The sequence below is a fragment of the Arcicella lustrica genome (assembly GCF_034930985.1).
Lineage (GTDB): Bacteria > Bacteroidota > Bacteroidia > Cytophagales > Spirosomataceae > Arcicella > Arcicella lustrica.
Map to the genome: position 1 here is coordinate 316334 of NZ_JAYGIM010000008.1, position 23856 is coordinate 340189.

The window sequence follows — 23856 nt, forward strand, 5'->3', positions numbered from 1 at the left end:
TAAGCAATAGCATGAATCCTGAGGTTGATGTATATTTTACAGAAGGTTGTGGGCGTTGTCCACTTGGAAATACACCCGAATGTAAAGTCAATAAGTGGCAAGCTGAATTGGAGCAATTAAGAAAAATTGTTCTTGAATGTGATTTGACGGAAGAATTAAAGTGGGGAGTTCCTTGTTACACTTTTCAGAAAGTCAATACCGTTTTAATCGCTGCATTTAACGAATATTGTGCCATTAGTTTTTTCAAAGGAGCTTTATTGCATGACAGCGATGGCATTTTAATGAAACCTGGGGAAAATACACAATCAGCACGTTTGATTCGCTTTACGAATGTCCGAGACATAATTGAAAACAAAGCCATTTTGAAAGCCTATATTTACGAAGCCATTGAAGTAGAAAAAGCAGGATTGAAAGTAACGTTTAAAAAGCCAACAGAATTTATCATTCCAGAAGAATTCCAACAGAAATTAAATGAATCATCAGCCTTAAAAACCGCCTTCGAAGCCTTAACTCCGGGTCGACAAAGAGCCTACTTATTACATTTTTCTCAACCCAAACAAACCAAAACACGAGAAGCAAGAGTAGAAAAATGTATTCCACAAATTCTTGATGGGAAGGGGTTTAATGAATGAGGAATAAGTACATTGTTTATTTTGAATTAGTCTGAAAGACACTAATTCCACTATCATTTTCTTGAATCTTCAAAATAACTTGCTATCAATAGAAAGAGTTGTTCAGCGATGTAAATGATTAAAAATGCCCCCCCAGACATTAATATTAATATAGTAATTGAGATAATGCCTAAGCTCTCTGGTGTAATATAGATGATATAAATGGCATAAATAATAAGAATGGCGATTAAATTTATAGCTTTGAAAACATAGAAAAAGTACTTTACAAATTTTGTTAAGCCTATTTTTCCTTTATAATTCATACAAGAAGTATTTTAAATTTAGATACTATTTATTAAAATGGACAACATCTTTCAGCCTCATCAAGAACAACTTTCAGAACAAGGATTTACCATAGTTGAGAACATTTACACCGAAGATGAAGTAACACAGATATTAGAATTGATTGTTAATATAGATAATTCTAAAGCGACATTTAGGAAATCGGCAGATTTATTTGCTATTAGACAGTTTTTAAAAGAAGTTCCTGCTACACATTCACTTATCTTTAATAAAAATCTAACACAGTTAATCAGCCAACTTTTTGGTCAGGATTTCTTTGTGGTGAAAAGTATTTATTTCGATAAGCCCGAAACTTCCAATTGGTATGTTCCTTATCATCAAGATTTAACGATTTCGGTAGATAAGAAATTAGAAATGGAAAATTTTGGTCCTTGGACAGTAAAGCAAAATCAATTTGCCGTTCAGCCACCCATAGAAATCTTGGAGAATATCGTAACGATAAGAATTCATTTGGATGATACAAACGGAAACAATGGTGCATTAAGAGTAATACCTAAATCTCACACCAAAAAAATTTACAGACCAGAACACATTGATTGGTCGAAAGAAAGTGAAACAACTTGTAATGTTAAACAAGGCGGATTAATGATAATGAAACCCTTACTTTTACATAGTTCGAGTAGAACAACCAATAATCAGAAAAGAAGAGTAATCCACATAGAGTTTTCAAACATTGCTTTGCCAACATCATTACAATGGGCAGAATGGATGAAAGTGGATATTTAGTATGTTAGAAATATGTAGAAAGTAAACCAATAAGTCTAATAAATAATAATACCTTCCCAAAGCTTTATTTGTATATTGCTTAAGGAATTAATTATCTTTAAATAGTTACGCACATAAATATATTGATTATCAAAAATGTTAAAAATTACTGACACAAATTATTCATTACCGAACATTATGGCCTTATCAGGGTCTCATGTATTGACTAGTGGTACTACCCAGCCAATGCTTATCAGAGGTGTTGATATAGATTCAGGTGCAAGAAATCAATATGTTGTTAAATTTATGAAAGCCCCTAGAATGAGTCCCTCATCTGCATGCTATGAGATTTTAGGTGTTTGGATTGGCAAAGAATTAGGGTTGAATGTTTCGGAACCAGTTTTAGTGAATATTAATCAGGAATTTGTTGATTCCATCGCTGGACGAAACGGCTATCAAAATGCCAGAAATAGCATTGGAATCAACTATGGTTCAGTTTATGTAGAAGGCTATATGGAACTCCCAAATGGAAAATCATTATTGTCAAGTCAGCTTCTCGAAGAAGCAAAACAAATCTTTGCCTTTGATATGTTTATTTCTAACGCTGATAGAGGGGCAGGAAAACCAAATGTTCTCACAAACGGGAATAATTTTATGATATATGACCATGAACTAGCATTTTCATTCATAATGTTATTACCATTTCTACGTAATAAAACACCTTGGGTTCTCGGTGAAGCAGAAAGAGAGATGTATGAAAAGCATCATTTTTATCCATATCTTAGAAATAGTAATATAGATTTTAATGAGTTTACTGAACGTTTTCTAGAGATTGACGACTATTTTTGGAAAAGAGTTTCAAAATTCATCCCTAATGAATGGTATTCGGAACAAATACAAGAGATAAAAGAATATTTAAAAGTAATTACAGAACATAGAAAAACATTTGCAGAACAACTTACAAAAGTATTACTAACATGAAAAAATACCAATACCAAATACTTAGATACGTCCATGACCAGTTTACTGGCGAGTTCGTAAATTTGGGCGTAGTGGTATATTCGCCCGATGAATTATTTTTAAAGGCATCTGTCAGTCAACGATACGGTCGTATAACAGCAATGTTCCCAAATGCCAATGGTAAGTTTATTGCTAAAATTGCGAAAAATTTTGAGAGCTCAATAAAAGAAGTTTCGAGCCAATTGACAAGTTTGTTTCGTCCTTCTGAAAATTTATCTATTATCACAAAATCTATTCTACCTCAAGACGATAGTGCACTAATACTTACAGAAGTTAGACATGCTATTGATATTGAAATTGATACAGCTATTAGCGATTTATTTCATGATTTAGTAGAAAAATATTTAGATAAAACGAGCGAACATACATTAAGTGATGAAGATGTTTGGAGGAAAAAATATAAATCTTATTTCGATAAATATAGGATAACCAATCGACTTACTTCACATGAAGTGAGTACAAAAAACGATAGCTTTTTATTTGACAAATCCTGGAAAAACGAAATTTGGCATTGCTATCAACCCATTTCATTTAATCTCCACAGTAGTGATGCAATAAAAAATAAGGTATATCGCTGGTCAGGTATTTTAAGGGAGATGGACACAAGTAATGAAAAGATTCATATAACTTTTCTGGCAACACTATCCGATAGCCATCAAAAATTAAATGACTTCATCAAACAATCTCTTGATCAAAATTCTGATTTTGTAGAGGTTGATGTAGTCTTGGAATCGGATGCAGAACTGATTGCCCAAAAAATCAGTAATCAAATACTAGAACATGATGATAATTCATAAAAATCACTTTCATGGATAATAGTGTGAGACATAATTAAAACAGCTGATATGAATAAAATCATACCAGCTGTTTTAGTTATTCCCCCTAATAGAAAATGGTTCAAATAACATATTACTTATAATTAAACAATTTTTAACACAACAACCTTACAATGAAAATACTTGCATTCGCAGGAAGTAATAGTAGCGCTTCCATTAATAAAAAATTAGTTACACACGTTGCTTCTTTTTTCAATGAACACGACATCGAAATTTTGGATTTGAATGATTATGAAATGCCTTTGTTTAGTGTAGATAAATTAGCCAAAGATGGCATTCCCTCATTGGCAACTGATTTTGCTCAAAAAATAGATAGCTGTGATTTTTTATTGATTTCATTTGCAGAAAACAATGGAGCATATACTACTGCTTTCAAAAATATCTTCGATTGGGTTTCTATGATTCAAGGTCGCCCAGTATTTGGCAATAAACCGATGTTTTTGTTATCTACTTCGCCTGGTCCAAGAGGTGGCGCAAGTGTCATGGAGATTGCTAAAAACAGAATGCCTTTTAGTGGTGGAAAAGTACTGGATACTTTTTCTTTACCAAGTTATAACAAGAATTTTGTAGAAGGTGAAGGAATTACTAACAGTGAATACGCAGCAGAAGTTGCTTCAAAAATTGAAAAAATAAAGGCTGAGTTCTTAGGTTAAACACATAGATTATTAAAGCTTTTATTTCTCTAAAATTATTTTTTCTAAAAATCAATAAAGGAAGTTTATATTAGCGGTATTGATAAACACATTTTATTGATGAATAAAAAGTTGGAAATATTAAATGACGAACTACTTACTGAATACTGTAAGTTAGTAGATAACAACACACTAAATACTTACAAATTACTGAAAGAAAGCGAGTTGACTATTGACAATTTTAGTTTTTACACTTCAGTATCAGCTGTATTTTCTTCAAAAATAGAAGGAGAGTCAATTGAATTAGATTCTTATATAAAACACAAACGATTTGGCATTGAGTTTTTACCTGATTATACCCAAAAAATTGATGATTTATACAATGCCTATCAGTTTGCTAAATCTAATTCTTGCAATCAAGAGAATATTGAAGAAGTCCATAAAATTTTAACGAAGCACTTATTGCCAACCAACAAACAAGGAAAGGCAAGAACAAGCAATATGTATGTTACTACCAATGATGGTAGAATAGAATATGTTGCCGCATCTCCCTTTATTGTAGAGAGCGAAATGAATAAATTTTATACAGATTTAGCATTTCTTTTATCTGTCGATTTAAGTGTTCAAGAAGTATTTTATTATGCTTCTTTTTTACATTTAGTATTCGTAAAAATTCACCCTTTTAATGACGGAAACGGTAGGACATCAAGATTGATTGAAAAATGGTTTTTAGCAGAGAAATTAGGAGAAAAAGCTTGGCTTATCCAGTCTGAAAAAAACTATTATCTGCAACATTCTACTTATTACAAAAATATAAGACTTTTGGGCTTGGAGTATCAAAGCTTGGATTATTCCAAATCATTGTCATTTTTAGCAATGCTTCCTCAGTCACTCATTATCAATGAAGGTTAAGCCATAAATACTTTTGTTCTAAAGTATATTTCCAATGAAAACACAGAATGAATATGAAAAAAACAGCATTGATATTTTTCATGTTTGGGCTAACCTCTTCTTGTAAACAAGCAAATACCTTGAGCAACAACGAAAAGAAGCTGATTAAACAGGAAGCAAAACAAATGCTTGATAATTATTATAATGACATCAGGCAAAAAGGATTATTAGCAGAATTGGACTATTTAGACAATTCTGCTGATTTCTTTTGGGTTCCTCCGGGCTATTCAAATGCCATTACTTATGATAGTGTTGTATCCGTTTTAAAACAGAATGCTCCACAATTTAAAAGTATTGATAATTCATTCAAATCATTACAAATTTTTCCTCTTAACAATCAGCTTGCCAGTTATACAGGGAAACTGATTGCTACAATGACAGACACATCAGGCAAAGTAACCAACATTCATCTTATAGAAACAGGAGTAATCGTAAAGCGTACTAATGGATGGAAATTATTAAATGGACAAACAGCTATTTTAAATCCATAAATATCTTATATCATTTTTCTTCATGTAATTTCAGAAGAAAAATAACCAATTTTACCATTTAAACCTTTTCAATCAACAATCATGAACAAACTAATTTTTGCAGTATCCTTACTTTTTACGCTGATTACTTCTTCGGTTTTCTCTCAGAAAAATGTTTTAAAAGCAAATATTGAACAAATCATTAACACTAAAAAAGCTACCGTCGGTGTGGCAATTTATGGACTTGAAAGTAAAGAAAGTATTACAGTGAATAATGAATTGCAATATCCTTTACAAAGTGTTTTTAAGTTTCATATTGCTTTGGCAGTGTTAAACCAAGTGGATAAAGGTAAGTTCAAACTCAATCAAAAGATTTTTATTAAACCGAGTGATTTACTTCCTAATACTTGGAGTCCGATTAGAGAAAAATATCCAAATGCGAATGTTTCATTAAGCATTGCCGAAATCATCCGATATACTGTTGGTGAAAGTGATAATAATGGTTGTGATATTTTATTAAGATTGATTGGTGGCCCCAAAACAGTAAACGATTATATCCACAAAATAGGCATTAAAGAAGTAGCAATCGTAGCCAGTGAAGAAGACATGCACAAAGCGTGGGATGTTCAGTTTGGAAATTGGACTAAACCGATGGCGGCTACGGAATTGTTAAAAATATTTTACAGTAAAAAAATTACTTCCAAAGCCAATTTTGATTTTCTGTGGGAAGTAATGACAAATTCGCCAACGGGAAAAAAGAGAATCCAATCACAAGTACCTAAAGGCTCTGTAGTTGCTCATAAAACAGGAACTTCTGATACAAATGAAGAAGGTATTACTTCAGCCGTAAATGACATTGGAATCGTTGTTTTACCCAATGGCAAACATTTTGCCATCAGTGTATTTGTAACCAATTCTAAAGAAAATACAGAAAGCAATGAGAAAATAATTGCAGATATTTCAAAATTAGCTTGTGATTACTTCGTCACTAAATAGCAAAGAAAATTGGTGACAGATCTAATACAAAAGCCCAAACAATTATAAATCGTTTGGGCTAAATCAATCATTCATTACAAAACAAATTGTGCTTTTGCACCTACTCATCTTGTTTTATTCATAGTTATTTAGGTTAATATTTTTACCAGCCTGGGTTTTGTAGCATTTGCCTATTTCTATCAATTTCTGATTGTTGAATTGGCCAGAAGTAATGTTTTTTCTGGAAAACCCGAGTTTCAAATACCACTCTTTGGTAGAAATCAGCATCATTAAAATTTGTTCCTTTGTTAACATTCATTCCATACATAGGTCCGCCTTGAGTATCATCAGCAATTCTCCATCTACGAACATCAAATACTCTATGTCCTTCAAAAGCTAATTCTATTCTTCTTTCATGTTGAATTCTTTTTCGCATTTCAGCTTGAGATAGACCAGTAGGCAATTCAGGAAGTCCAGCTCTTTCACGAATTAGATTTACATACTTTGCTATATCTGCATTTCCAGCACTATACTCATTCAAGGCTTCGGCATAGTTTAAGTACATTTCGCCCAATCTGAAAAATATCCATGCTTGTTGCGTATAACGACCATTGGGAACATCGCTATCGGCACTGACAAATTTGGTTAAAAGATAACCCGTTTCGGTATGATCATGCGAGCCATTTCTTCCAGAAAGTCCTGTTGCATACAATTGAATTGGCGTGTATGAAGAACTCCCACTAAAAGGCCATTCGTCATGATTATACAATACAGATACATAAAAACGTGGCTCTCGGTTGAGATACATATTCCAATCGCCTACTTTAGTATATTTTGTATTAGCCGTAGAAAAACCAGACTCAACATAACCAGAACCAGCTTCGACGATAAGCTTTCCATTGTCCATGTGATAGGCATCAACCATTTGTTGGGTAATTCCTAAACCATTCCAACCTTTCATTTGGCGAGGTGCTGCATGTTGTGTAAACTCATTGGTACGAGTACTTGGTCTAGCCCAAATTACTTCGCTATTCCAACGGTCAACAAATAAATCACGATAGGAAGTCAGAGGATTTAATTGCCCATTCGCATCCATTTTTTTATACAAACCAGTTGGCATCATATCAATTACAGCTTTGGCGGCTTCTGCTGCTAATTTCCATTTGTTGGCATCGTAGGTATTGGTAATTAACTTTTTACCATCTTTGGCATTCTTAAAATCTTCGAAATCTTGGTTATTACCATTAAATAACGGACTTGCAGCATACAACAAGACTCTTGCTTTTATCGCCATTACTACTCGTTGGTCCATTCGCCCATACTCTCTAACATTGGTTTGAACAGTAGGAAGTTCTTTCGCTGCTAAATCCAATTCAGTAGTAATATACTTCACACATTCTTCATAAGAATTTCTTGGTAGTTGCGTATCAGTATTGGAAGCATCAACAGGAATAATTTGAGGTAAAATGACTACTGGACCATACTGGCGAATCAATAAGAAATAATAGTATGCTCTTAAAGCACGAGCCTCCGCTTTGGTTCTTATATTAATTCCGGGTGTTACCGTTTCGCATTCAAGGCATTTATCTACTTGATTGATATATACTGATGCCGACCGAATAGCTTTATAATAATTGGTATATGGATTATAGGGAATAGAGGTTGGCGACCAGTTTCCTGTATTGATATTATTTGCTCCAATGCCTGTCCAAACAAAATCCGCTTCATCAGAAATGGGCGATAGGTTATCATAAGGCCCTGCTTCGTCAGGCAAAAAGCTATAAATACTTGCCAAGTATTTCTCTGTTTCTAGTCTTTTTGTAAAAACATCATTAATCGTCAACATATCATCTGGTTGTTTGTCCAGATAGTCACTGCAAGAGAAACAAAAAACACTCAATACAGCAAAAGATAATATAGATAGTCTTTTCATAATCTTATTCTTATTAGAAGGAATTATCTGTTTTCTTAAAATTTCAACAGATAGTATTTCTTTTATTTTTACTATTTAACTAGTTCTACAAATTGATATTTACTCCTACATTAAAGTTCTTTTGAATAGGATATACAGAACCTCTTCCATCACCCAATTCTGGATCCCAGAAAGTAAAGCCACTCCACGTATGTAAGTTAAATCCTGAAGCATACACTCTAAAAGTGTTCACATTTAACTTTTTAGTGAATTTTTTAGGAAGTGTATAACCGATTTCTGCCGATTTCAAACGTAGATAACTAGCATCTCGTTGCCACCACGTTGAAGAGCGATAATTGTTATTATTAGGACCAAAGGAAAGTCTTGGAAAAATTACATCTTGGCTTGGGTTTTCGGGCGTCCAACGGTTTGTAGCATTGACGTTTACATTTCCACGAATTCCACCCTCAACAAAAGGGAACCATCCCGTTCCACCAAGCATAAAGTCCATCGTTTGTGCTCCTTGGAAGAAAGCAGAAACATCAAAACCTTTATAGCCAACCGTAAAACCAAAACCATATATTGTACCCGGAGTAGAAGGGTTACCAATAGCCACTTCATCAAATGAATCTACGACACCATCTCCGTTAAAATCCTTGTATTTAATATCTCCAACACGCACAGCACCAAATGTTTGAGTTGGTGAGTTTTTAATCTCTTCTTGACTTGTAAACAGTCCTTCAGCAATTAATCCAAAAGGTTGTTGATAACGTTTTCCTCTTCTATTTTGATAAGTGTATTTCCAATCTGGAGCATCATCATTCAATAATTTGTTCTTAGTGTATGTTACATTTCCTCTTAAAGTAAGGCTTACATTTCCAACTTTTTTATTATACTCTAAACTCCCATCAACCCCTTTGTTTTCAAACTCTCCGATATTTCCCCAAGGATTATTCTGAAGCCCCATAATGGCTGGAAGTGAATTTCTTTGCATAAAAATTCCAGTACGATGTCTTTTGAAAACATCAGCTTGTAAATAGAATCCTCTTAAAAAGCGTACTTCTAATCCAATGTTTGTTTCTACTTCTTTTTCCCAAGTAAGGTCAGCACCCCATTGGTCTTCACCTCTTCCTCCAAAGCTGTTATTAGCATCAATCCCGAAATTATATCCTCCATTTCCTCCTCCTACTGTCGTCAAATAAGCAAACCTACGTCCACCGATTTGGTCATTTCCTTTATTGCCATAAGAACCTCTTACTTTCAAATATTGTAGCCATAAATTATTACGGAAGAAAGGTTCTTGCGAGATAATCCAACCGACTGCATAAGCAGGAAAGTAGCCAAAGCGTTTTCCTTTCTCAAAGTTTTCAGAACCATTATAACCAGCATTGTATTCAAAGAAATATTTTGATTTATAACTATATGAGATACGTCCCACCAAACCTTGTAGCCTTGAAGGTAAAGCACTGATGGCATCGTTAGCATCTGCACTTTGATAATCTTGTTGGTTATACAAAACAAGTCCACTAATTGAATGATTGCCAATCGTTTTATCATAGTTAAGATTTGCTTGCATATAAATTCTTCTATTACCTCCTGATGATTTAGCAAAGCCTAAATCTGCATTCCCTGTTACGAATTTATTGAGAATCAATGTACTATCAGCGGCTCTTCCAGTAGCGATATAAGTATCAACATTAGCTCTGGTTCTTTGAATATTATGGAAATTATAACCATCAAATGCAAACTTTGCTGAAACTTTCAAGCCTTTAACCAAGTTTGATAAATCATGATTGATTGTAATATCAGACTGAATATTATTTCGCCATTCTGTAGCAAAGCCTTTTCCTGTTAAAGAAGTATATGGATTTGCAATTCCGTTTACACCACCATAAACAAAGCCTGACTTACTATCTGCCAGTGGATAAGTTGGCGAATAACCAACGGGAGTGTTGAACATAATGTCGTTCCAAATACTTGCTGAACTTCCACCACCGGGATAATTAGAAGTAATCAAAATACCGCCAAGACCTAATTTCAATTCGGTGTTTTTGCTTAATTTAACATCGGTATTTGCTCTGAAATTATATCTTTTCAAACCTGCATTGGTATTATAAGTATTCAAGTTATCGCCATTCCAGATACCAGACTCATCGTAATAAGTAGCAGAAATAAAGTATTTCGCAGAAGCCGAACCTCCATTAATGTTTAAATTTGCTCTCCTTGTTTTTGAATTAGGTTTAAGCATTAAACCCAACCAATCAACATTTGGATATAAATATGGGTCTGCTCCTGACCTATATTTTTCAATGACAGCTGGCGTATAAGGCGTTACATAATTAGGGTTTGAAGCCAATTGAGCTTCGTTGTATAATTCAAGATAAGTTGGTGCATCCACAAATTTTGGTTTACTCGTTGCAGAGTTTACACCTGTTTCATATTTGAAATTAATAGTAGGTTTATCGTTTGAGCCACGCCTCGTAGTAACTAATATTACACCGTTTGCACCTCTAATTCCATATACTGCCGTTGCAGAAGCATCTTTTAATACTGAAAAAGTTTCAATTTCTTCTGGCTCGATATTATTGATGGGTCTTTCAACACCGTCAACAAGTACAAGCGGAGAAGCTCCTGCTCCAAATGTACTGATTCCTCGAATCCAAAACTGAGCATCATCATAACCCGGCTCACCACTTCTTTGAACAGCAATTACACCTGCTACTTTACCTGCTAAAACATTATTCAACGAACGTGGCGCCGCAGATTTCAAATCATTTACTTTTACTGTAGTGATGGCACCCACTACACTTTCTTTCTTTTGTTCGCCATAACCTACTACTATAACCTCATCCAAGGCTTTCATGTCAAGATTCATCGCTACATCAATTTGCGCTCTATTATTGATGGTGATTTCTTGTGTCAGATAACCCACAAATGAAAAAATCAGAGTATTATTTCCATTAGGAACTTGGATTGAATACTTGCCATTAGGTTGCGAGGTTACTCCTCTTGTCGTTCCCTTAATAGCAATATTTACGCCTGGCATTGGCTGGTTTTTCTCATCGACAATTGTTCCTGTTACTGTTTTTTCAAGCTGTGAAGTAATAGATAAAAAATTAAGCGTATGAGATGACATTAAACTTGATTTGGGTATATGCCTAAGTAAAATCGTTGAACCCGAAACTTCATAAGAAATTTCTAGCGGTGTCAATAATTTTGATAAAACCTCTTTCAATGATTCATTTTGAACATTAATTGAGATTGTTCTATCAACCCCAATCATCTGTGGACTGTAAATAAAGCTTACAGAAGTAGCCTTCTTGATTTGACGAAGGGCAGATTCCAGTACTTTATTTTCTAATTTCAAGGTAATCTTTTGATTGAGAAATTCTTGTCCACGGTTTTCATGTGCAATCGCTAGCGTACTGCACATAACTATCAATAAAACCTGGTAAAAGGAAAAGCGCATGATTTTTAGAAAAATCTTGATTGATTCTGTGAAAATTTTCATAAATTGAATGGTCTTTTGTTAAAATTTTAGCAAAAAATCCCCTCAGCCCAACTTTTATAAAGTTGGGAGTTGTTGTCAGCAATAAATTGGGGAAATACAAGCCGGAGATGTTGGAGCATCTTCGGCTTTTTTGGGGTTGATAATCGTAGATTGTTTTATTTCATAGTTAATTAAGTTTTGGTTGTTTTAATTGAGTTCTTTACTAATTACATCTTTTTCCATAAACTACTACCTGACCGTCAATTAGCTCATATCGGGCTTCAATAGCTTTACAGATTAGGTCTAACTTTTCAAAGAGTGTTCCTTTTTCTAGCTCCGCTGTAAGCTGGCATTTTAGTAATAATTCATTGTCGTAAGTCATCGAAATACCATAAATTTCTTCGAGTGAATCAAATACTTGACTAATAGGTGTACGGTCGAAAATTAAGGATTTATGAACAGATGAAATCGGTTTTATTGGTTCAGGAATAGCTACTAGAGAACGCTTCAAGCGGTTTTCATCACGATTAAATACCACTTGCTGATTAGGCGTAAGTATCAATTGTGCTTCTTCTGTCAGTAATTGTTCGGCTGGTTCTTGTTCTTTATTCAATGAAAATACCGATACTCGTCCCGTTTTAACAATTACCTTTACTTCTTTATCTTTTTCGTAAGAACTAATCGTAAAACTTGTACCTAGAACCTTGGTAGCGAGTTCATTTGCATAAACAACAAAAGGTTTTGTTGGGTCTTTCACAACATCAAAAAAAGCCTCTCCACTCAAATAAACATCACGATGTTTCTCTGAAAAAACTTTAAGGAAACTCACACGGCTACCCATTTTTAAAATTATTTTACTTCCATCTGGAAGTGTCACGACTTTAGGTGTTTTATCATCATTGAGTACTTCTTGAAATAAATCTTTCTTACTTTCAACACGCTGTTGATACGCTGAATAATTTCCAAAAGGTAAAGAGGTATTTTTTGATAGATAAAAAACAAGTCCAGCAATACTTACAACAAGTATTGCCGCCACTTTCCATAACCAAGCCAATGACAATTTTGGTGTTGTTTTAACAGCAACTTGACTCGCATCCATTTCTTTTCTGCTTTTTGTCAAGCGCTTTAATTCTTCCCGCAATTCATTTTCAGATAAATTATCTTGTGCATCACGTACTTTTTTAATTAAGTCACAAGCATCTGCGACAACCTCAGCATGTTGAGGATGCTCATGAATCCAGTTTTCCCAAAAAACTGCATCTTCAGAAGCATTTCTGAGTACCCAACGGCAAAAAGAATCATCTAAAATGAAGTCTTTTATAGTGTAATTAGTATAATCTTGCATAGATAAAATTGTATTTTACAATCCTTATATACTGAAACAGTACGTTATGATTTGTCAATACTCCTTTTCTATGAATTATTTTCAAAAAAAATTATTGTAACTGGCAAAGTAATTTAAAAAGAGGCATTGGAAGCAATTTGATGATAGAAGGTAAATGTTTCTTTAATTGTGTTAAAGAACGATAAAGGAAATTAGCAACGGTTTGCTTTTCAATATCCATAATTGAAGCAATTTCTTCATTTGATAAGCCTTCATAATATTTCAAGAAAATTACTTCTTGCTGACGTTTAGGCAATTGTGCAATTGCTTGACGGATTGTTTGCTCACTTTCGTGTAAAAACTCTTCAGCAATCCATTCACTTTCAACGGTTAATCCATCCGTAAAAGCATAAGCATCATCCTGTATATCAACGGAATCGCCTAAACGTTTTTGGATTTTTAACTTTCTGAATAAATTATTTCGAAGCGACTTTATCAAATAAACAGTAACATAGGGGTTTTCTACCAGATTTTCTCTTCTAGACCATAATTCAAGAAAGAGGTCTTGGATGCAATCTTTTACTAATTCAGTATCTTTTGTAAAACGAGTAGCATAGTTGTATAATTCTCGGTAACGTAAAGCTGCAATTCTGTCAAAGGCTTCTCCGTCTCCACTTCTAAAACGGATCCACAACTGAGCTAATTCAGCTTCATTATTTGGAATTCTATCTACTTTAATCATAAATACCTTATAAATACTTCAATAATAAGCTAAAATTATCCAATTTTTCTTAGAAACATAAACAGATAAAAAAAATTAAAAGTATTTGACGAAATTTGAAAGATAGGAAATAACCCAATAGTCTTTATTTTTGATTAGATAAAAATGATTTTATTTTATATTGAATAAAATTTCAAGATTGTTTCAAAATGGAACAATAACACTTTATCTCTTTCGAAAAGCCCAATGTTGTGTCAGTTTTTTAAGAAAGTTATTTTCCATTATCATTTAATATTGCTAATCATTCAAACACTATCACCAAACAAACTGTCATGTCATATTGTACCGCAATAACATATATGTCGGATGAAAGAAGAGCTTTGCATAAAGCCTATCACGACAAACTGTATGGTTTTCCTATAGACGACGATAACGAATTGTTTTGTAGGCTCGTTCTTGAGATCAATCAGGCAGGTTTAAGCTGGGAAACAGTTTTGAAGAAAGAAGTATCTTTCAGAAAAGCTTATGATAATTTTAATATAGAAATTGTCGCCGCTTATACCGAAGCGGATAGAGAAAGACTTTTGGCGGATGCAGGAATTATCCGCAATCGTTTAAAAGTAAATGCAGCTATAGAAAATGCCAAAACTATTTTAGTCCTTCAAAAAGAATATGGTTCATTTAAACAATGGTTGAATTTTCATCATCCTAAAACCAAAGAAGAGTGGATAAAATTATTTAAAAAGACTTTCAAGTTCACCGGCGGAGAAATTGTGAATGAGTTCTTGATGAGTACTGGCTATTTATTAGGCGCTCATGACGAAAACTGTATTATTCATCAAGAAATACTAAAAACTCAGCCGATGTGGTTGCAAACGATTTGAGTTTTCTATCAAGGCTGGTCAGAAGACCAGCCTCGGAAGAAAAGCGTGAAATATTAATGATGAATAAGACTTGACACAATTGCTTCTACAGGAGTAAACACTAATTTCTCAAGTGCAATGTAGAGCAAAGAAGGTCTTAATTGATGATCTCCATAAAATACAATATTCGGAATAACAATCGACGCTATCAAACAGTAAATGGATAATTTCTTGATGGTTTCCGTAGTTTCAACTTTATTGAGCTGACTCAAAACCAATATAAATAGCGGAAAAAGAAATGAAATCCCTCTTGTTTGGTCAGCAACGACAAAGGCTGCTGTCGAAAAAAATAAGCTTAGCAACAAGTATAAAGGCAATTTTTTAAATTGATAAACAAGATAAAAAACAAAAACCCACAAGCCTTTAAACGAAAAAACATACATGCTGAAAAATGAATGCTGGCTGATTAAGTACAAAAGACTAAAGTCATTTGGAAGACTCATCTTGAAATTTGGGAAACTCAGCATATAATATTTACCAACAAAGTAACCAAGTACTGCAAGTGGCATCGCTCCAAATACCATCATTTTCTTCTTTGGTGATTCACTTAAAATCCACCAAAACCACACAGGAGGAACAGCAATAATTAAAGTACGCTCATTCGTAAAAATAGCAGCCAGCATACTCACAAATACTACAAATGGATTGTTGGTATAAATGGCAAGTAGGATAAAAAAGAAGCCAAAAGTATCCGCATGACCAAATAAATCTCCCGTAGCAGTATTGCTAAAATAACAATAAGTACATGCCAAGCAAAACAAAACAGTATTGATAATATGTCCTTTATTGATTCTATAAACCAATTTTACCAAAAGTAACTGAAAAACAAAACTCACTAATAACTGAATAATGTAAAGTTGTTTCTGACTAGTAATCGAAAATATTTTGATAATAACGGGTACTGTCAGCCGTAAGGCTCTGTTATAACCATAAGGTATGTTTTGCAAAAATTCGTTATTTGTCAAATCTTTTGCTTGCATCAACATCACACTCCACAAACCATAATGCAAATCATTTTTATTGGTTGGTGGGTTTTCTTGTATCGTCCAAATAAATAGGAAAGAGCTAAATATAATCCACCAAATTGTTTTATGCTCAAGCTTGTTTGATTTAGCTTGTTCTAATATTATAGCTATTTTCTCTCGAATCATTTGTATCAATCCTATTTAATTTATCTGTGTATGTTAATTACGTTATGGCAAAAGTAGCTCTTTTTATGATGTTTAAAGCATCAAGAGATTAAATCTCTGTAAGATTAGATAAAGAATCTTTATTGCTCAGTATAATGAAAAGTCAATCCGCCATCTACATAATAAGTTGAACCCGTTACATATTTTGCATCATCCGAAGCTAAAAAAGCTACAACACCCGCTACATCTTCAGGCTCACCTAAACGACGAAGCGAAATGTTATTTTGAAGTGTTCCTAACAATTCAGGTTTACTTAATAAATCAGCATTGATTGGCGTTTTGATTGCCCCCGGTGCCACATTATTAATCCTTATATTCATTGGTCCCAATTCTACCGCTAAATTTCGCATCACCATTTGCATAGCACCTTTACTTGCACAATATGCTGTAAAATTCGGGAAAGGTAGTTCTTCATGTACAGAACTATTATTCACAATTACTCCGACAACCTTATTTTCCATCATGTAGCGTACAAAAGCCTGAGTCAAGAAAAACATTCCTTTCAAATTAATATTCATCACTGTATCATAATCTTTTTCCGTTACTTCCCAGAAAGGAGCATTAATTTCTACGCCAGCATTATTCACCAGAATATCTAATTTACCAAATACTTCTACGCTTTCTTTGACCATTGCGTACACAACTTCAACTTTCGAAATATCACTTTTAATAAAATGAACCTTCGCTCCTGTTTCTTCTACTTGTCTGATAGTTTCGGCAACGTGTTCATCATTATTTCTACTGTTTATTACTACGTTTGCTCCTTCTTGGGCAAAACGAACAGCTATTGCACGACCAATACCTTTACTACTTCCTGTTATTAAAGCCACTTTTCCTGAAAATCGTCCCATGTGTTTTTTGTAAGTTTAGTTAATTGATAGAATATTAAAATAAGTATAAGCAAAAAATCTGGATTTTATAACTCCATTTTGATTTTACTCATCAAATATACAAACGTTCAAAATTGAACTATGATGGATAATTCTACATTATAATTTAAAAATGGATATTTCCGTGTAAGAAATAAGACAAAGTATTCATTCACAACACGCTAAATCGTTCCATTGATATTTTAGATTCATCACTCACAATTCATAACTCTTAATATGTCACAATTATTTAGTCCGATAAAAATCAAAGACCTTGTTTTAAAGAATCGTATTGTTGTTTCTCCGATGTGTCAATATTCATCCATTGATGGTTTTGCTAACGATTGGCATTTTGTACATTTAGGAAGCAGAGCCGTTGGCGGAGCAGCATTAGTCATTACCGAAGCAGCCGCAATTTCTCCAGAAGGTAGAATTTCACCTGATGATTTAGGTTTATGGAAAGATGAACACATTGAAGGCTTACAAAAAATCACCAATTTTATCAAAGCCAACGGAGCAGAAGCTGGAATTCAATTAGCCCACGCAGGCAGAAAAGCCAGTGTTTCTTCACAGTGGAAAGGAGGCAAATTAGTAAGCGAAGCAGATGGTGGTTGGCAAGTAGTAGCTCCGAGCGAAATTCCATTTAATGATACTTATGCTTTGCCAAAAGCTCTAAGCCATTCAGAAATTAAAACGATTATTAATGATTTTAAACTTGCTGCGGAAAGAAGCTTGGAAGCGGGTTTTTCTGTCGTAGAAATTCACGCAGCACATGGTTATTTGGTTCATCAGTTTTTGTCTCCTTTAAGTAATCAACGAACTGATGAATACGGTGGCTCTTTTGAAAACAGAATTCGTTTTTTATTAGAAATTATTGAAGAAGTAAAAACCGTTTGGCCAGAAGCATTACCATTATTTGTCAGAATTTCAGCCACAGAATGGGCAGAAGGCGGTTGGAATGAAGCTGATTCTATCAAATTAGCTCATATTCTAAAAAGTATTGGAGTTGATTTGATTGATAGTTCGACGGGTGGAAATATTCATACTGCCAAAATTCCAATTGCTCCGTCTTATCAAGTATCATTTGCTCAAAATATCAAAAAAGAAACAGGAATTTTAACGGGTGCTGTGGGATTATTGACTTCTTCAGCACAAATAGAGTCGATTCTTGTAACTGGACAAGCCGATTTAATCTTTTTAGCAAGAGAATTACTCCGTGACCCATATTTCCCTTTAAGAGCTGCCGCCGAATTAGGACAAAAAGATGTACAATGGCCAGTACAATATGAACGTGGAAAATTCAGATAAGTAGAACGAGTTTCCAACTCGTTGTTTATTTAAACGAGTTGGAAACTCATGCTACTTACTTAAATTTTAAACTGTAAAGTAGCCACAATACTTCTTCCATCAGAACTCCAAACACCAACACCAGGATAACCCGTTGGACGTTTGGTAAAGTATTGTGTATTAGTAAAATTATTCACTCCCAATTTAAATGTATAATTCTGAGCAATTTTCAAGGAAGCATTAAAATCAAAAATGCTGTATGCTGGTACCAAACCTTTAGCACCATCAACACTTGGTTTTTCTGTATTTAGGGCATCTGAATAACTATCTGCCACATAACTATACTGCAAAGTAGCACTCAATGTTTTGTGTGTAAGCGTTACTCCATTTCTGCTAATCCATTTCGGTACAGTTTCTAAACGATTGCCTACAATACTTTTGTTTTCTCCATTCAAAGTAACCGAACCTTTCACATAACTGGCATCAAAATACGAAGTTGCAGTAAAAATAGAAAGTTCAGTGTTTTTCGTTTTAATCGGTTTGGCTTCCACAAATACTTCTAAGCCTTTCGTGACACTACTTCCTACATTGGTTTTATAGACAAAATTATTTCCGTTGGCATCTGGTAAAATCAAACTTCCAATTCGGTTATTGTACTCAATCTGGAAATACGTAATATCAAAATTCAACTTTTGTTTATGATTTCCTCTGATACCAACTTCAATATTGTGTCCAGACGCATCCTTAAGGTTTTGGTCAGTAACATCCAAAGCCGTTGGCGGAATAATATCCGAGAAAATTACGGGACGATATGCCTGCGACCAACCTCCATAAATTTTCAAATGATTGTTCAACTTATATTGAGTATTCACACCAAAAAGTGGGAAAGAGTGTTTAATCTCGTTCAGCACTTTTTCGGAAGCTAAATACTTAATATAACCCGACATTTTGGTAACGCCATTTTCTATACGAAAGGCTGGCGAAATATTAAATTGTGGTGTAACATAAAAGATATTTTCTACAAAAACAGCTACATTTTGTGTTTTATAATGTAAATCTCTTCCCCAAGCTGGGTCAACTAAAGTTAATTCATAATCTGTACCTGTTGTTCCTTTTCCCAATTGTTGGCGATGCAAATCATTATTGATGTATCGAATGCCACCAACTAAAGTATTTTTAAAGTTTCCGATGGAATAATGCTTCGTCAAACGTAATTCAGAAGAGTAACTATTAAAATTATCAATATCCACCTGACGATTTTTGTATTGGTCTGTTGCTGGGTCAATCACATCTGGCACAGTTGCTAAAGCTACAATTTGTACACTACTTCTTGTCCCTAAAACAGCAGAATTTATCCAATTTAACTGTGTACTTTCATTAATTTTCCAATCAAAAGAAAGCGACGGAACGATAATATCTGGACTAAAGTAATTTCTACTTCTAGTTGACTGCCTTGGATTTTGGTTAAACATTTCGTCCGTCAATGGTCCAGGAATTTGGTAAACGTAAGTACTTCTTCCGATTTCAGCTTTCGCTTTCAATGTAGAAGAAAAATCATATTCTAAGGTTAAAAACTGAGCCTCAGCATCTGATTTAGCATTTTTTCGATAACCATCCGAAACTCTTTTCTGGAAATATCCATAATATTTCAGTTTTCCAATCTTTCCACCAATGGCATTGTAAGTACTAAAAAGTCCATACGAACCCATTGAACTAATACTTTCAAAAGAGATTTTCTTTGTTGAATCAGCTTGTTTTGTGATATAATTAATCATGCCACCAAACTGCGCTCCATATTGCAGAGATGCAGTACCACGCACCAATTCAATTTTTTGAATAGATTCCATCGGAGGACTATAATGACTGGCTGGATAGCCATAAATATCACTATTTGTCATAATTCCGTTTTGGCGAACATTATATTCCCAGCTACGGTGTGGGTCGAGTCCACGAGTAGAAATATTCATTTGGTTTCCAGAGCCATCCATATCATACACAAAAGCTCCCGCTACTTTAGCAAAAATTTGTCTGCCAGTTTTCTCTGAAATATTCGCATTAAGGTTACTTACAGCAATTACTTCATATTTTTTCCCAGAAAAAATATAGCTATTATGAACATCTCCTAGATTATTTTCATCCTGCCTATAGGCTTTGATTTCTACTTCATCAAGTTGTTTAACTTTGTTAGAATCTACTGTCGTTTTTTGACCAAATATAAGGGAGGGAATTATTAAAAAGGGGAGGAAAAAGTATTTCATATTGATGAATCAAAGGCTAAATGTGTTATTTTTCCAAAATTATGGAAAAACGTCTTTTATTCCAACAATCAGGACTTAATTATTTAGAATCTTTCTAATCTTTCAACAGCCATTTTATCACTGTTTTTTCAATAGTTGCTTTCAAAACAGGCTTCGTTACATAATCATCCATTCCAGCTTCCATACATCTCTCTTTTTCACCAACAATTGTTTCTGCCGTCAAAGCTATAATCGGTACTCTCTTTCCTTCTTTTTCAAGTGCTCTGATAATTTTGGTAGCATCATAGCCACCAATTTCAGGCATTTGAACGTCCATAAAGATAATGTCTGGATTATTCTCTTTAAATTTTTCTACGGCTATTTTTCCATTCTCAGCTTCAATAACCTTTGCCTCAGGAAATAGCTTACTAAAAATTGTTCTTGCCAACATCATGTTGATTGGGTTATCCTCAGCAATAAGAATTTTAATCTTACCAAATTTGCATTCTGCTTTTAATACAAGAGGTTTTTCTTCAACATAAACATTTTCAACAGGTTCTATTTTATTGATTAATTCATGAAGAGCAGTATATAATTGCTGAATTTTAATTGGCTTTACTAAACGTTGTTTAATCCCCAATTCTTCACAAGCTTTTGTAATTTCATAATCATCCGAAGAACTATATAAAAGCATGATAGGCTGTGTATCGACAGATAATTTCAAGTCTTCTCTAATACTTCTTGCCGTTTCAATACCATTCATTTCAGGCATTTTATAATCTAGCAAAATGGCATCATAACGTTTTCCTGAACGAAGCAAATCAATGGCAGCTTTCCCATTACTTACTTGCTCAGAATGAATAGATTTTAATGCCAACATTTCCTTCAAAATCACACGATTATTGGCATTGTCATCAACAATTAAAATATTCTCAACTTTATCTAAATCATTATTCCATTCTACGGCTTCACCTTCCAAGGTTTTCAAAGTAATATCAAAGAAAAAAGTACTTCCTTCTCCCATTTCACTTTCTACTTGTAGTTGACTGCCCATCAAGCCCAAAAGTTTATTAGAAATAGTTAATCCCAAGCCTGTACCGCCAAATTTTCTAGTCGTAGAAGCATCTTCTTGCGAGAATGCAGTAAATATTTTTTGCTGATTACTTGGGTCTATCCCAACTCCAGTATCTCTCACTTGAAATCTGAATCTTACATTTTTATCAAGATCTGTTTTAAGAATGAAAATTTTCAACTCAATCTCTCCTGAATTTGTAAACTTTACAGCATTTCCTAAAAGATTTACTAAAACCTGACGCAAACGAACAGAATCAACCCAAATAAATCGAGGAATATCAGATTGTATATTTAATAAAATCTCAAGTCCTTTTTCATTTGCCTGATAAGTAACAATATCCATTACTTGTTCTCCAAGTTTGTACAAATCGTATTGTTCAATCGACAGTTCTAATTTTCCAGCTTCAATTTTCGAGAAATCTAAAATATCATTAATAATATCTAAAAGTGAATTGGCAGATTGAAAAACAGTTGACATATACTGTTTTTGCGTATTGTCTAGTTTGGTTTTCATTAATAAATCTACAAAACCAATCACACCATTCAATGGAGTACGAATTTCATGACTCATATTTGCCAAAAATTCAGATTTCGCTCTTCCACCCTGTTCGGCTTGTTCTTTTGCTCTTCGCAAAGAAGAAGCAAATCGGTAAGATAAAATCAGGTTTTGAAAAAATATAAAACCCAAAAAACCAAAAATAAAGTAAAAAGGAGAAGCATCTAATACTTTTAGGTAGCTCAGGATTGGCAAACCGATAGCAATACCTAATGACAAAAAACTCAAAAAAGCGTATTTCGACCCTACTCTTTTGTTCATCAAAGCTCGAATTGCGACATAAAAACTATAAACAATAAAGAGTAAGACGACAATCAAGAATAATTGAGAGGCAAGTGTGAAAAAAGAAATCGGGGTAAAGACTAAAAGCCCAATATAAAATAGACTTGAAATACTCACAAACTTAATAAACCAATCACGAGTTTCATCAGGATATAAATCTTTCAAAAACAAAGTGAAGATAAAAATGCAGAAAAATATAGCAAAGTATTCAATGTAAATGGTAAGATACCAATTCAAATTTGGGAAAAGATGATGCAAATAGTATTGCTTATCAACTCCTATTATTCTATAGATAAAAAATAGACAGAAGAGTGCGAAATACAGAATTTCTCGGTCACGTTGTCCCATAAAGTAAAGTCCGAAGAAGAACAAACTTCCCATAAACAATACTCCAGTTAGTAATAAATCCGAAGCAATTTCTCTTTCTCTTTGTTCCTTCATGACTTCGTCGTCACCCAAAACAATCATTTGAGAAATTCCACCTTTGTAATGTTCAAAATTTGCAATCTGAAGTACTAGCTTTAAAGTATCAGAATTAGCATTATAATCTCGAAGAATAGGTAACCATTGAGGTTTATACTCATCTTTATTCTTTGAAACGACACCATTTTTGGCAAATAGCTCATCATTCACCCAAAAATTAAAAGTGCAGTAAGTAGCAGGAAGGAAAAAAGCCAGTGACGGATTTTTTTTATGGTCAATAATTAAATCTAATGTATAAGTAGCAACACCAAAAGCCTTATAAGGAATATCTAATTCCTCATGTTTATTCCATACTTTGGTTAAATCTGAATAATAATTTGGGGTCTTTTTTGAGGTAATTTCACTTGGATTTAATAATTGATTCCAATAAAAAGCCCAAGGACCTTTTAAATCAGCATTATCATTTTTGAAATTATGTTTTCTTAAATCTAAAACGCCTTCATTGGCATGATATTCGGCGGCAGGCAAACTAAAAGAAGTAATTAATGATAGGAATAAAACAGCAAACATAATCATCTTACACTTAGCGTACTTGTTTTCACAAACATAATACGGCATAATACGACTCATATTTTGACTTCGTTTTGGCAAGTACCTATATTTATGAATTTCTAAAAAGAAGTTTTCCATCAGGATACTTGGTTAATTCATTCTACATAAAGTAGAAATTTGCTTATTTAATATTAGACTGCAAAAGAATATTAAATAATTCTTTTGTACAAAGATATTTTAAATATTCGATAAGTATTAATAATGGAGGTTTGGTGCTTTGTTTTTTGATTTGTGTATAATGCAAAAGAGCTACCCATTAAGGTAGCTCTTTTCATTTAATATTTTTGGGGTTTATTTACTTTCCCGCATATGATTGCAGTATCATCAACGGAACTGGGCTTAACTTCTCTGTTCGAGATGGGAAGAGGTGAACACCAGTCCTATCAACCCCAT

19 protein-coding genes and 1 rRNA gene are annotated in these 23856 nt (G+C 33.7%); 10 read left to right on the forward strand and 10 right to left on the reverse strand.

Going from position 1 to position 23856, the window contains the following annotated elements; genetic code table 11:
* Nucleotides 1-11: 11 nt before the first annotated feature.
* The gene (locus tag VB798_RS12120) at nt 12-632 is read left to right on the forward strand and encodes a YdeI/OmpD-associated family protein (RefSeq protein ID WP_323258729.1); all 621 of its coding nucleotides are present in this window, start codon (nt 12-14) and stop codon (nt 630-632) included.
* A 53-nt stretch (nt 633-685) separates the two neighbouring features.
* Here VB798_RS12120 and VB798_RS12125 read toward each other — a convergent pair whose 3' ends face one another.
* On the reverse strand, nt 686-934 hold the full coding sequence (locus tag VB798_RS12125) for a hypothetical protein (RefSeq protein ID WP_323258730.1): 249 nt from the start codon (nt 932-934) through the stop codon (nt 686-688).
* A gap of 37 nt (nt 935-971) precedes the next feature.
* Here VB798_RS12125 and VB798_RS12130 point away from each other — a divergent pair, with 37 nt between their 5' ends.
* The 7 genes from VB798_RS12130 (at nt 972) to bla (ending at nt 6584) form a co-directional block, all read left to right on the forward strand.
* Nucleotides 972-1700, forward strand: a complete 729-nt coding sequence (locus VB798_RS12130) for a phytanoyl-CoA dioxygenase family protein (RefSeq protein WP_323258731.1) — start codon at nt 972-974, stop codon at nt 1698-1700.
* 135 nt (nt 1701-1835) lie between these two features.
* Complete coding sequence (locus VB798_RS12135) at nt 1836-2660, forward strand: HipA family kinase (protein WP_323258732.1); 825 nt, start codon at nt 1836-1838, stop codon at nt 2658-2660.
* The gene (locus VB798_RS12140) at nt 2657-3496 is read left to right on the forward strand and encodes a DUF3037 domain-containing protein (RefSeq protein ID WP_323258733.1); all 840 of its coding nucleotides are present in this window, start codon (nt 2657-2659) and stop codon (nt 3494-3496) included. The genes VB798_RS12135 and VB798_RS12140 overlap by 4 nt, the downstream gene beginning before the upstream one ends.
* 152 nt (nt 3497-3648) lie before the next feature.
* Nucleotides 3649-4188 carry an NADPH-dependent FMN reductase gene (locus VB798_RS12145; protein ID WP_323258734.1) on the forward strand — a complete coding sequence of 180 codons (540 nt, stop codon included), beginning with the start codon at nt 3649-3651 and terminating at the stop codon, nt 4186-4188.
* A 99-nt stretch (nt 4189-4287) separates the two neighbouring features.
* Nucleotides 4288-5079, forward strand: coding sequence for a Fic family protein (locus VB798_RS12150; RefSeq protein WP_323258735.1), 792 nt, complete (start codon nt 4288-4290; stop codon nt 5077-5079).
* 53 nt (nt 5080-5132) lie between these two features.
* Nucleotides 5133-5609, forward strand: coding sequence for a nuclear transport factor 2 family protein (locus VB798_RS12155; RefSeq protein ID WP_323258736.1), 477 nt, complete (start codon nt 5133-5135; stop codon nt 5607-5609).
* An 81-nt stretch (nt 5610-5690) separates the two neighbouring features.
* Complete coding sequence (gene bla, locus VB798_RS12160) at nt 5691-6584, forward strand: class A beta-lactamase, subclass A2 (protein WP_323258737.1); 894 nt, start codon at nt 5691-5693, stop codon at nt 6582-6584.
* A gap of 142 nt (nt 6585-6726) precedes the next feature.
* Here the strand turns inward: bla and VB798_RS12165 are convergent, their stop codons facing one another.
* From VB798_RS12165 to VB798_RS12180, 4 genes are all read right to left on the reverse strand, one after another.
* Nucleotides 6727-8496: a RagB/SusD family nutrient uptake outer membrane protein gene (locus tag VB798_RS12165; RefSeq protein ID WP_323258738.1), complete on the reverse strand. Its 1770-nt coding sequence runs from the start codon at nt 8494-8496 to the stop codon at nt 6727-6729.
* Between the two features lie 85 nt (nt 8497-8581).
* Nucleotides 8582-11908 carry a TonB-dependent receptor gene (locus VB798_RS12170; RefSeq protein ID WP_323258739.1) on the reverse strand — a complete coding sequence of 1109 codons (3327 nt, stop codon included), beginning with the start codon at nt 11906-11908 and terminating at the stop codon, nt 8582-8584.
* Between the two features lie 280 nt (nt 11909-12188).
* A complete protein-coding gene (locus VB798_RS12175) occupies nt 12189-13310 on the reverse strand; it encodes a FecR family protein (protein ID WP_323258740.1) in 1122 nt (373 codons plus the stop codon).
* 91 nt (nt 13311-13401) lie between these two features.
* Entirely contained in the window at nt 13402-14031 is a 630-nt protein-coding gene (locus VB798_RS12180; RefSeq protein ID WP_323258741.1) for an RNA polymerase sigma factor, read from the reverse strand.
* 311 nt (nt 14032-14342) lie between these two features.
* Between VB798_RS12180 and VB798_RS12185 the strand changes: the two genes are divergently transcribed.
* Entirely contained in the window at nt 14343-14894 is a 552-nt protein-coding gene (locus tag VB798_RS12185) for a DNA-3-methyladenine glycosylase I (protein WP_323258742.1), read from the forward strand.
* Nucleotides 14895-14947: 53 nt separating this feature from the next.
* Here VB798_RS12185 and VB798_RS12190 read toward each other — a convergent pair whose 3' ends face one another.
* Both VB798_RS12190 and VB798_RS12195 read right to left on the reverse strand, forming a co-directional pair.
* The gene (locus VB798_RS12190; RefSeq protein ID WP_323258743.1) at nt 14948-16084 is read right to left on the reverse strand and encodes a hypothetical protein; all 1137 of its coding nucleotides are present in this window, start codon (nt 16082-16084) and stop codon (nt 14948-14950) included.
* 119 nt (nt 16085-16203) lie between these two features.
* A complete protein-coding gene (locus VB798_RS12195) occupies nt 16204-16974 on the reverse strand; it encodes an SDR family NAD(P)-dependent oxidoreductase (protein WP_323258744.1) in 771 nt (256 codons plus the stop codon).
* Nucleotides 16975-17229: 255 nt separating this feature from the next.
* Between VB798_RS12195 and namA the strand changes: the two genes are divergently transcribed.
* Nucleotides 17230-18300 (forward strand): NADPH dehydrogenase NamA, encoded by a 1071-nt coding sequence (gene namA / locus VB798_RS12200; protein ID WP_323258745.1) that lies wholly within the window; start codon nt 17230-17232, stop codon nt 18298-18300.
* A 59-nt stretch (nt 18301-18359) separates the two neighbouring features.
* Here the strand turns inward: namA and VB798_RS12205 are convergent, their stop codons facing one another.
* From VB798_RS12205 to rrf, 3 genes are all read right to left on the reverse strand, one after another.
* Nucleotides 18360-20537, reverse strand: a complete 2178-nt coding sequence (locus tag VB798_RS12205; protein WP_323258746.1) for a TonB-dependent receptor family protein — start codon at nt 20535-20537, stop codon at nt 18360-18362.
* Nucleotides 20538-20631: 94 nt separating this feature from the next.
* Nucleotides 20632-23481: a response regulator gene (locus VB798_RS12210; protein ID WP_323258747.1), complete on the reverse strand. Its 2850-nt coding sequence runs from the start codon at nt 23479-23481 to the stop codon at nt 20632-20634.
* Nucleotides 23482-23745: 264 nt separating this feature from the next.
* Nucleotides 23746-23855, reverse strand: a 5S ribosomal RNA gene (rrf, locus tag VB798_RS12215).
* Nucleotide 23856: the final 1 nt, after the last annotated feature.

Coding starts and splice junctions, on each gene's coding strand:
- VB798_RS12120 (WP_323258729.1), top strand. CDS start 12: ATGAATCCTGAGGTTGATGTATATTTTACAGAAGGTTGTGGGCGTTGT.
- VB798_RS12125 (WP_323258730.1), bottom strand. CDS start 934: ATGAATTATAAAGGAAAAATAGGCTTAACAAAATTTGTAAAGTACTTT.
- VB798_RS12130 (WP_323258731.1), top strand. CDS start 972: ATGGACAACATCTTTCAGCCTCATCAAGAACAACTTTCAGAACAAGGA.
- VB798_RS12135 (WP_323258732.1), top strand. CDS start 1,836: ATGTTAAAAATTACTGACACAAATTATTCATTACCGAACATTATGGCC.
- VB798_RS12140 (WP_323258733.1), top strand. CDS start 2,657: ATGAAAAAATACCAATACCAAATACTTAGATACGTCCATGACCAGTTT.
- VB798_RS12145 (WP_323258734.1), top strand. CDS start 3,649: ATGAAAATACTTGCATTCGCAGGAAGTAATAGTAGCGCTTCCATTAAT.
- VB798_RS12150 (WP_323258735.1), top strand. CDS start 4,288: ATGAATAAAAAGTTGGAAATATTAAATGACGAACTACTTACTGAATAC.
- VB798_RS12155 (WP_323258736.1), top strand. CDS start 5,133: ATGAAAAAAACAGCATTGATATTTTTCATGTTTGGGCTAACCTCTTCT.
- bla (WP_323258737.1), top strand. CDS start 5,691: ATGAACAAACTAATTTTTGCAGTATCCTTACTTTTTACGCTGATTACT.
- VB798_RS12165 (WP_323258738.1), bottom strand. CDS start 8,496: ATGAAAAGACTATCTATATTATCTTTTGCTGTATTGAGTGTTTTTTGT.
- VB798_RS12170 (WP_323258739.1), bottom strand. CDS start 11,908: ATGTGCAGTACGCTAGCGATTGCACATGAAAACCGTGGACAAGAATTT.
- VB798_RS12175 (WP_323258740.1), bottom strand. CDS start 13,310: ATGCAAGATTATACTAATTACACTATAAAAGACTTCATTTTAGATGAT.
- VB798_RS12180 (WP_323258741.1), bottom strand. CDS start 14,031: ATGATTAAAGTAGATAGAATTCCAAATAATGAAGCTGAATTAGCTCAG.
- VB798_RS12185 (WP_323258742.1), top strand. CDS start 14,343: ATGTCATATTGTACCGCAATAACATATATGTCGGATGAAAGAAGAGCT.
- VB798_RS12190 (WP_323258743.1), bottom strand. CDS start 16,084: ATGATTCGAGAGAAAATAGCTATAATATTAGAACAAGCTAAATCAAAC.
- VB798_RS12195 (WP_323258744.1), bottom strand. CDS start 16,974: ATGGGACGATTTTCAGGAAAAGTGGCTTTAATAACAGGAAGTAGTAAA.
- namA (WP_323258745.1), top strand. CDS start 17,230: ATGTCACAATTATTTAGTCCGATAAAAATCAAAGACCTTGTTTTAAAG.
- VB798_RS12205 (WP_323258746.1), bottom strand. CDS start 20,537: ATGAAATACTTTTTCCTCCCCTTTTTAATAATTCCCTCCCTTATATTT.
- VB798_RS12210 (WP_323258747.1), bottom strand. CDS start 23,481: ATGAGTCGTATTATGCCGTATTATGTTTGTGAAAACAAGTACGCTAAG.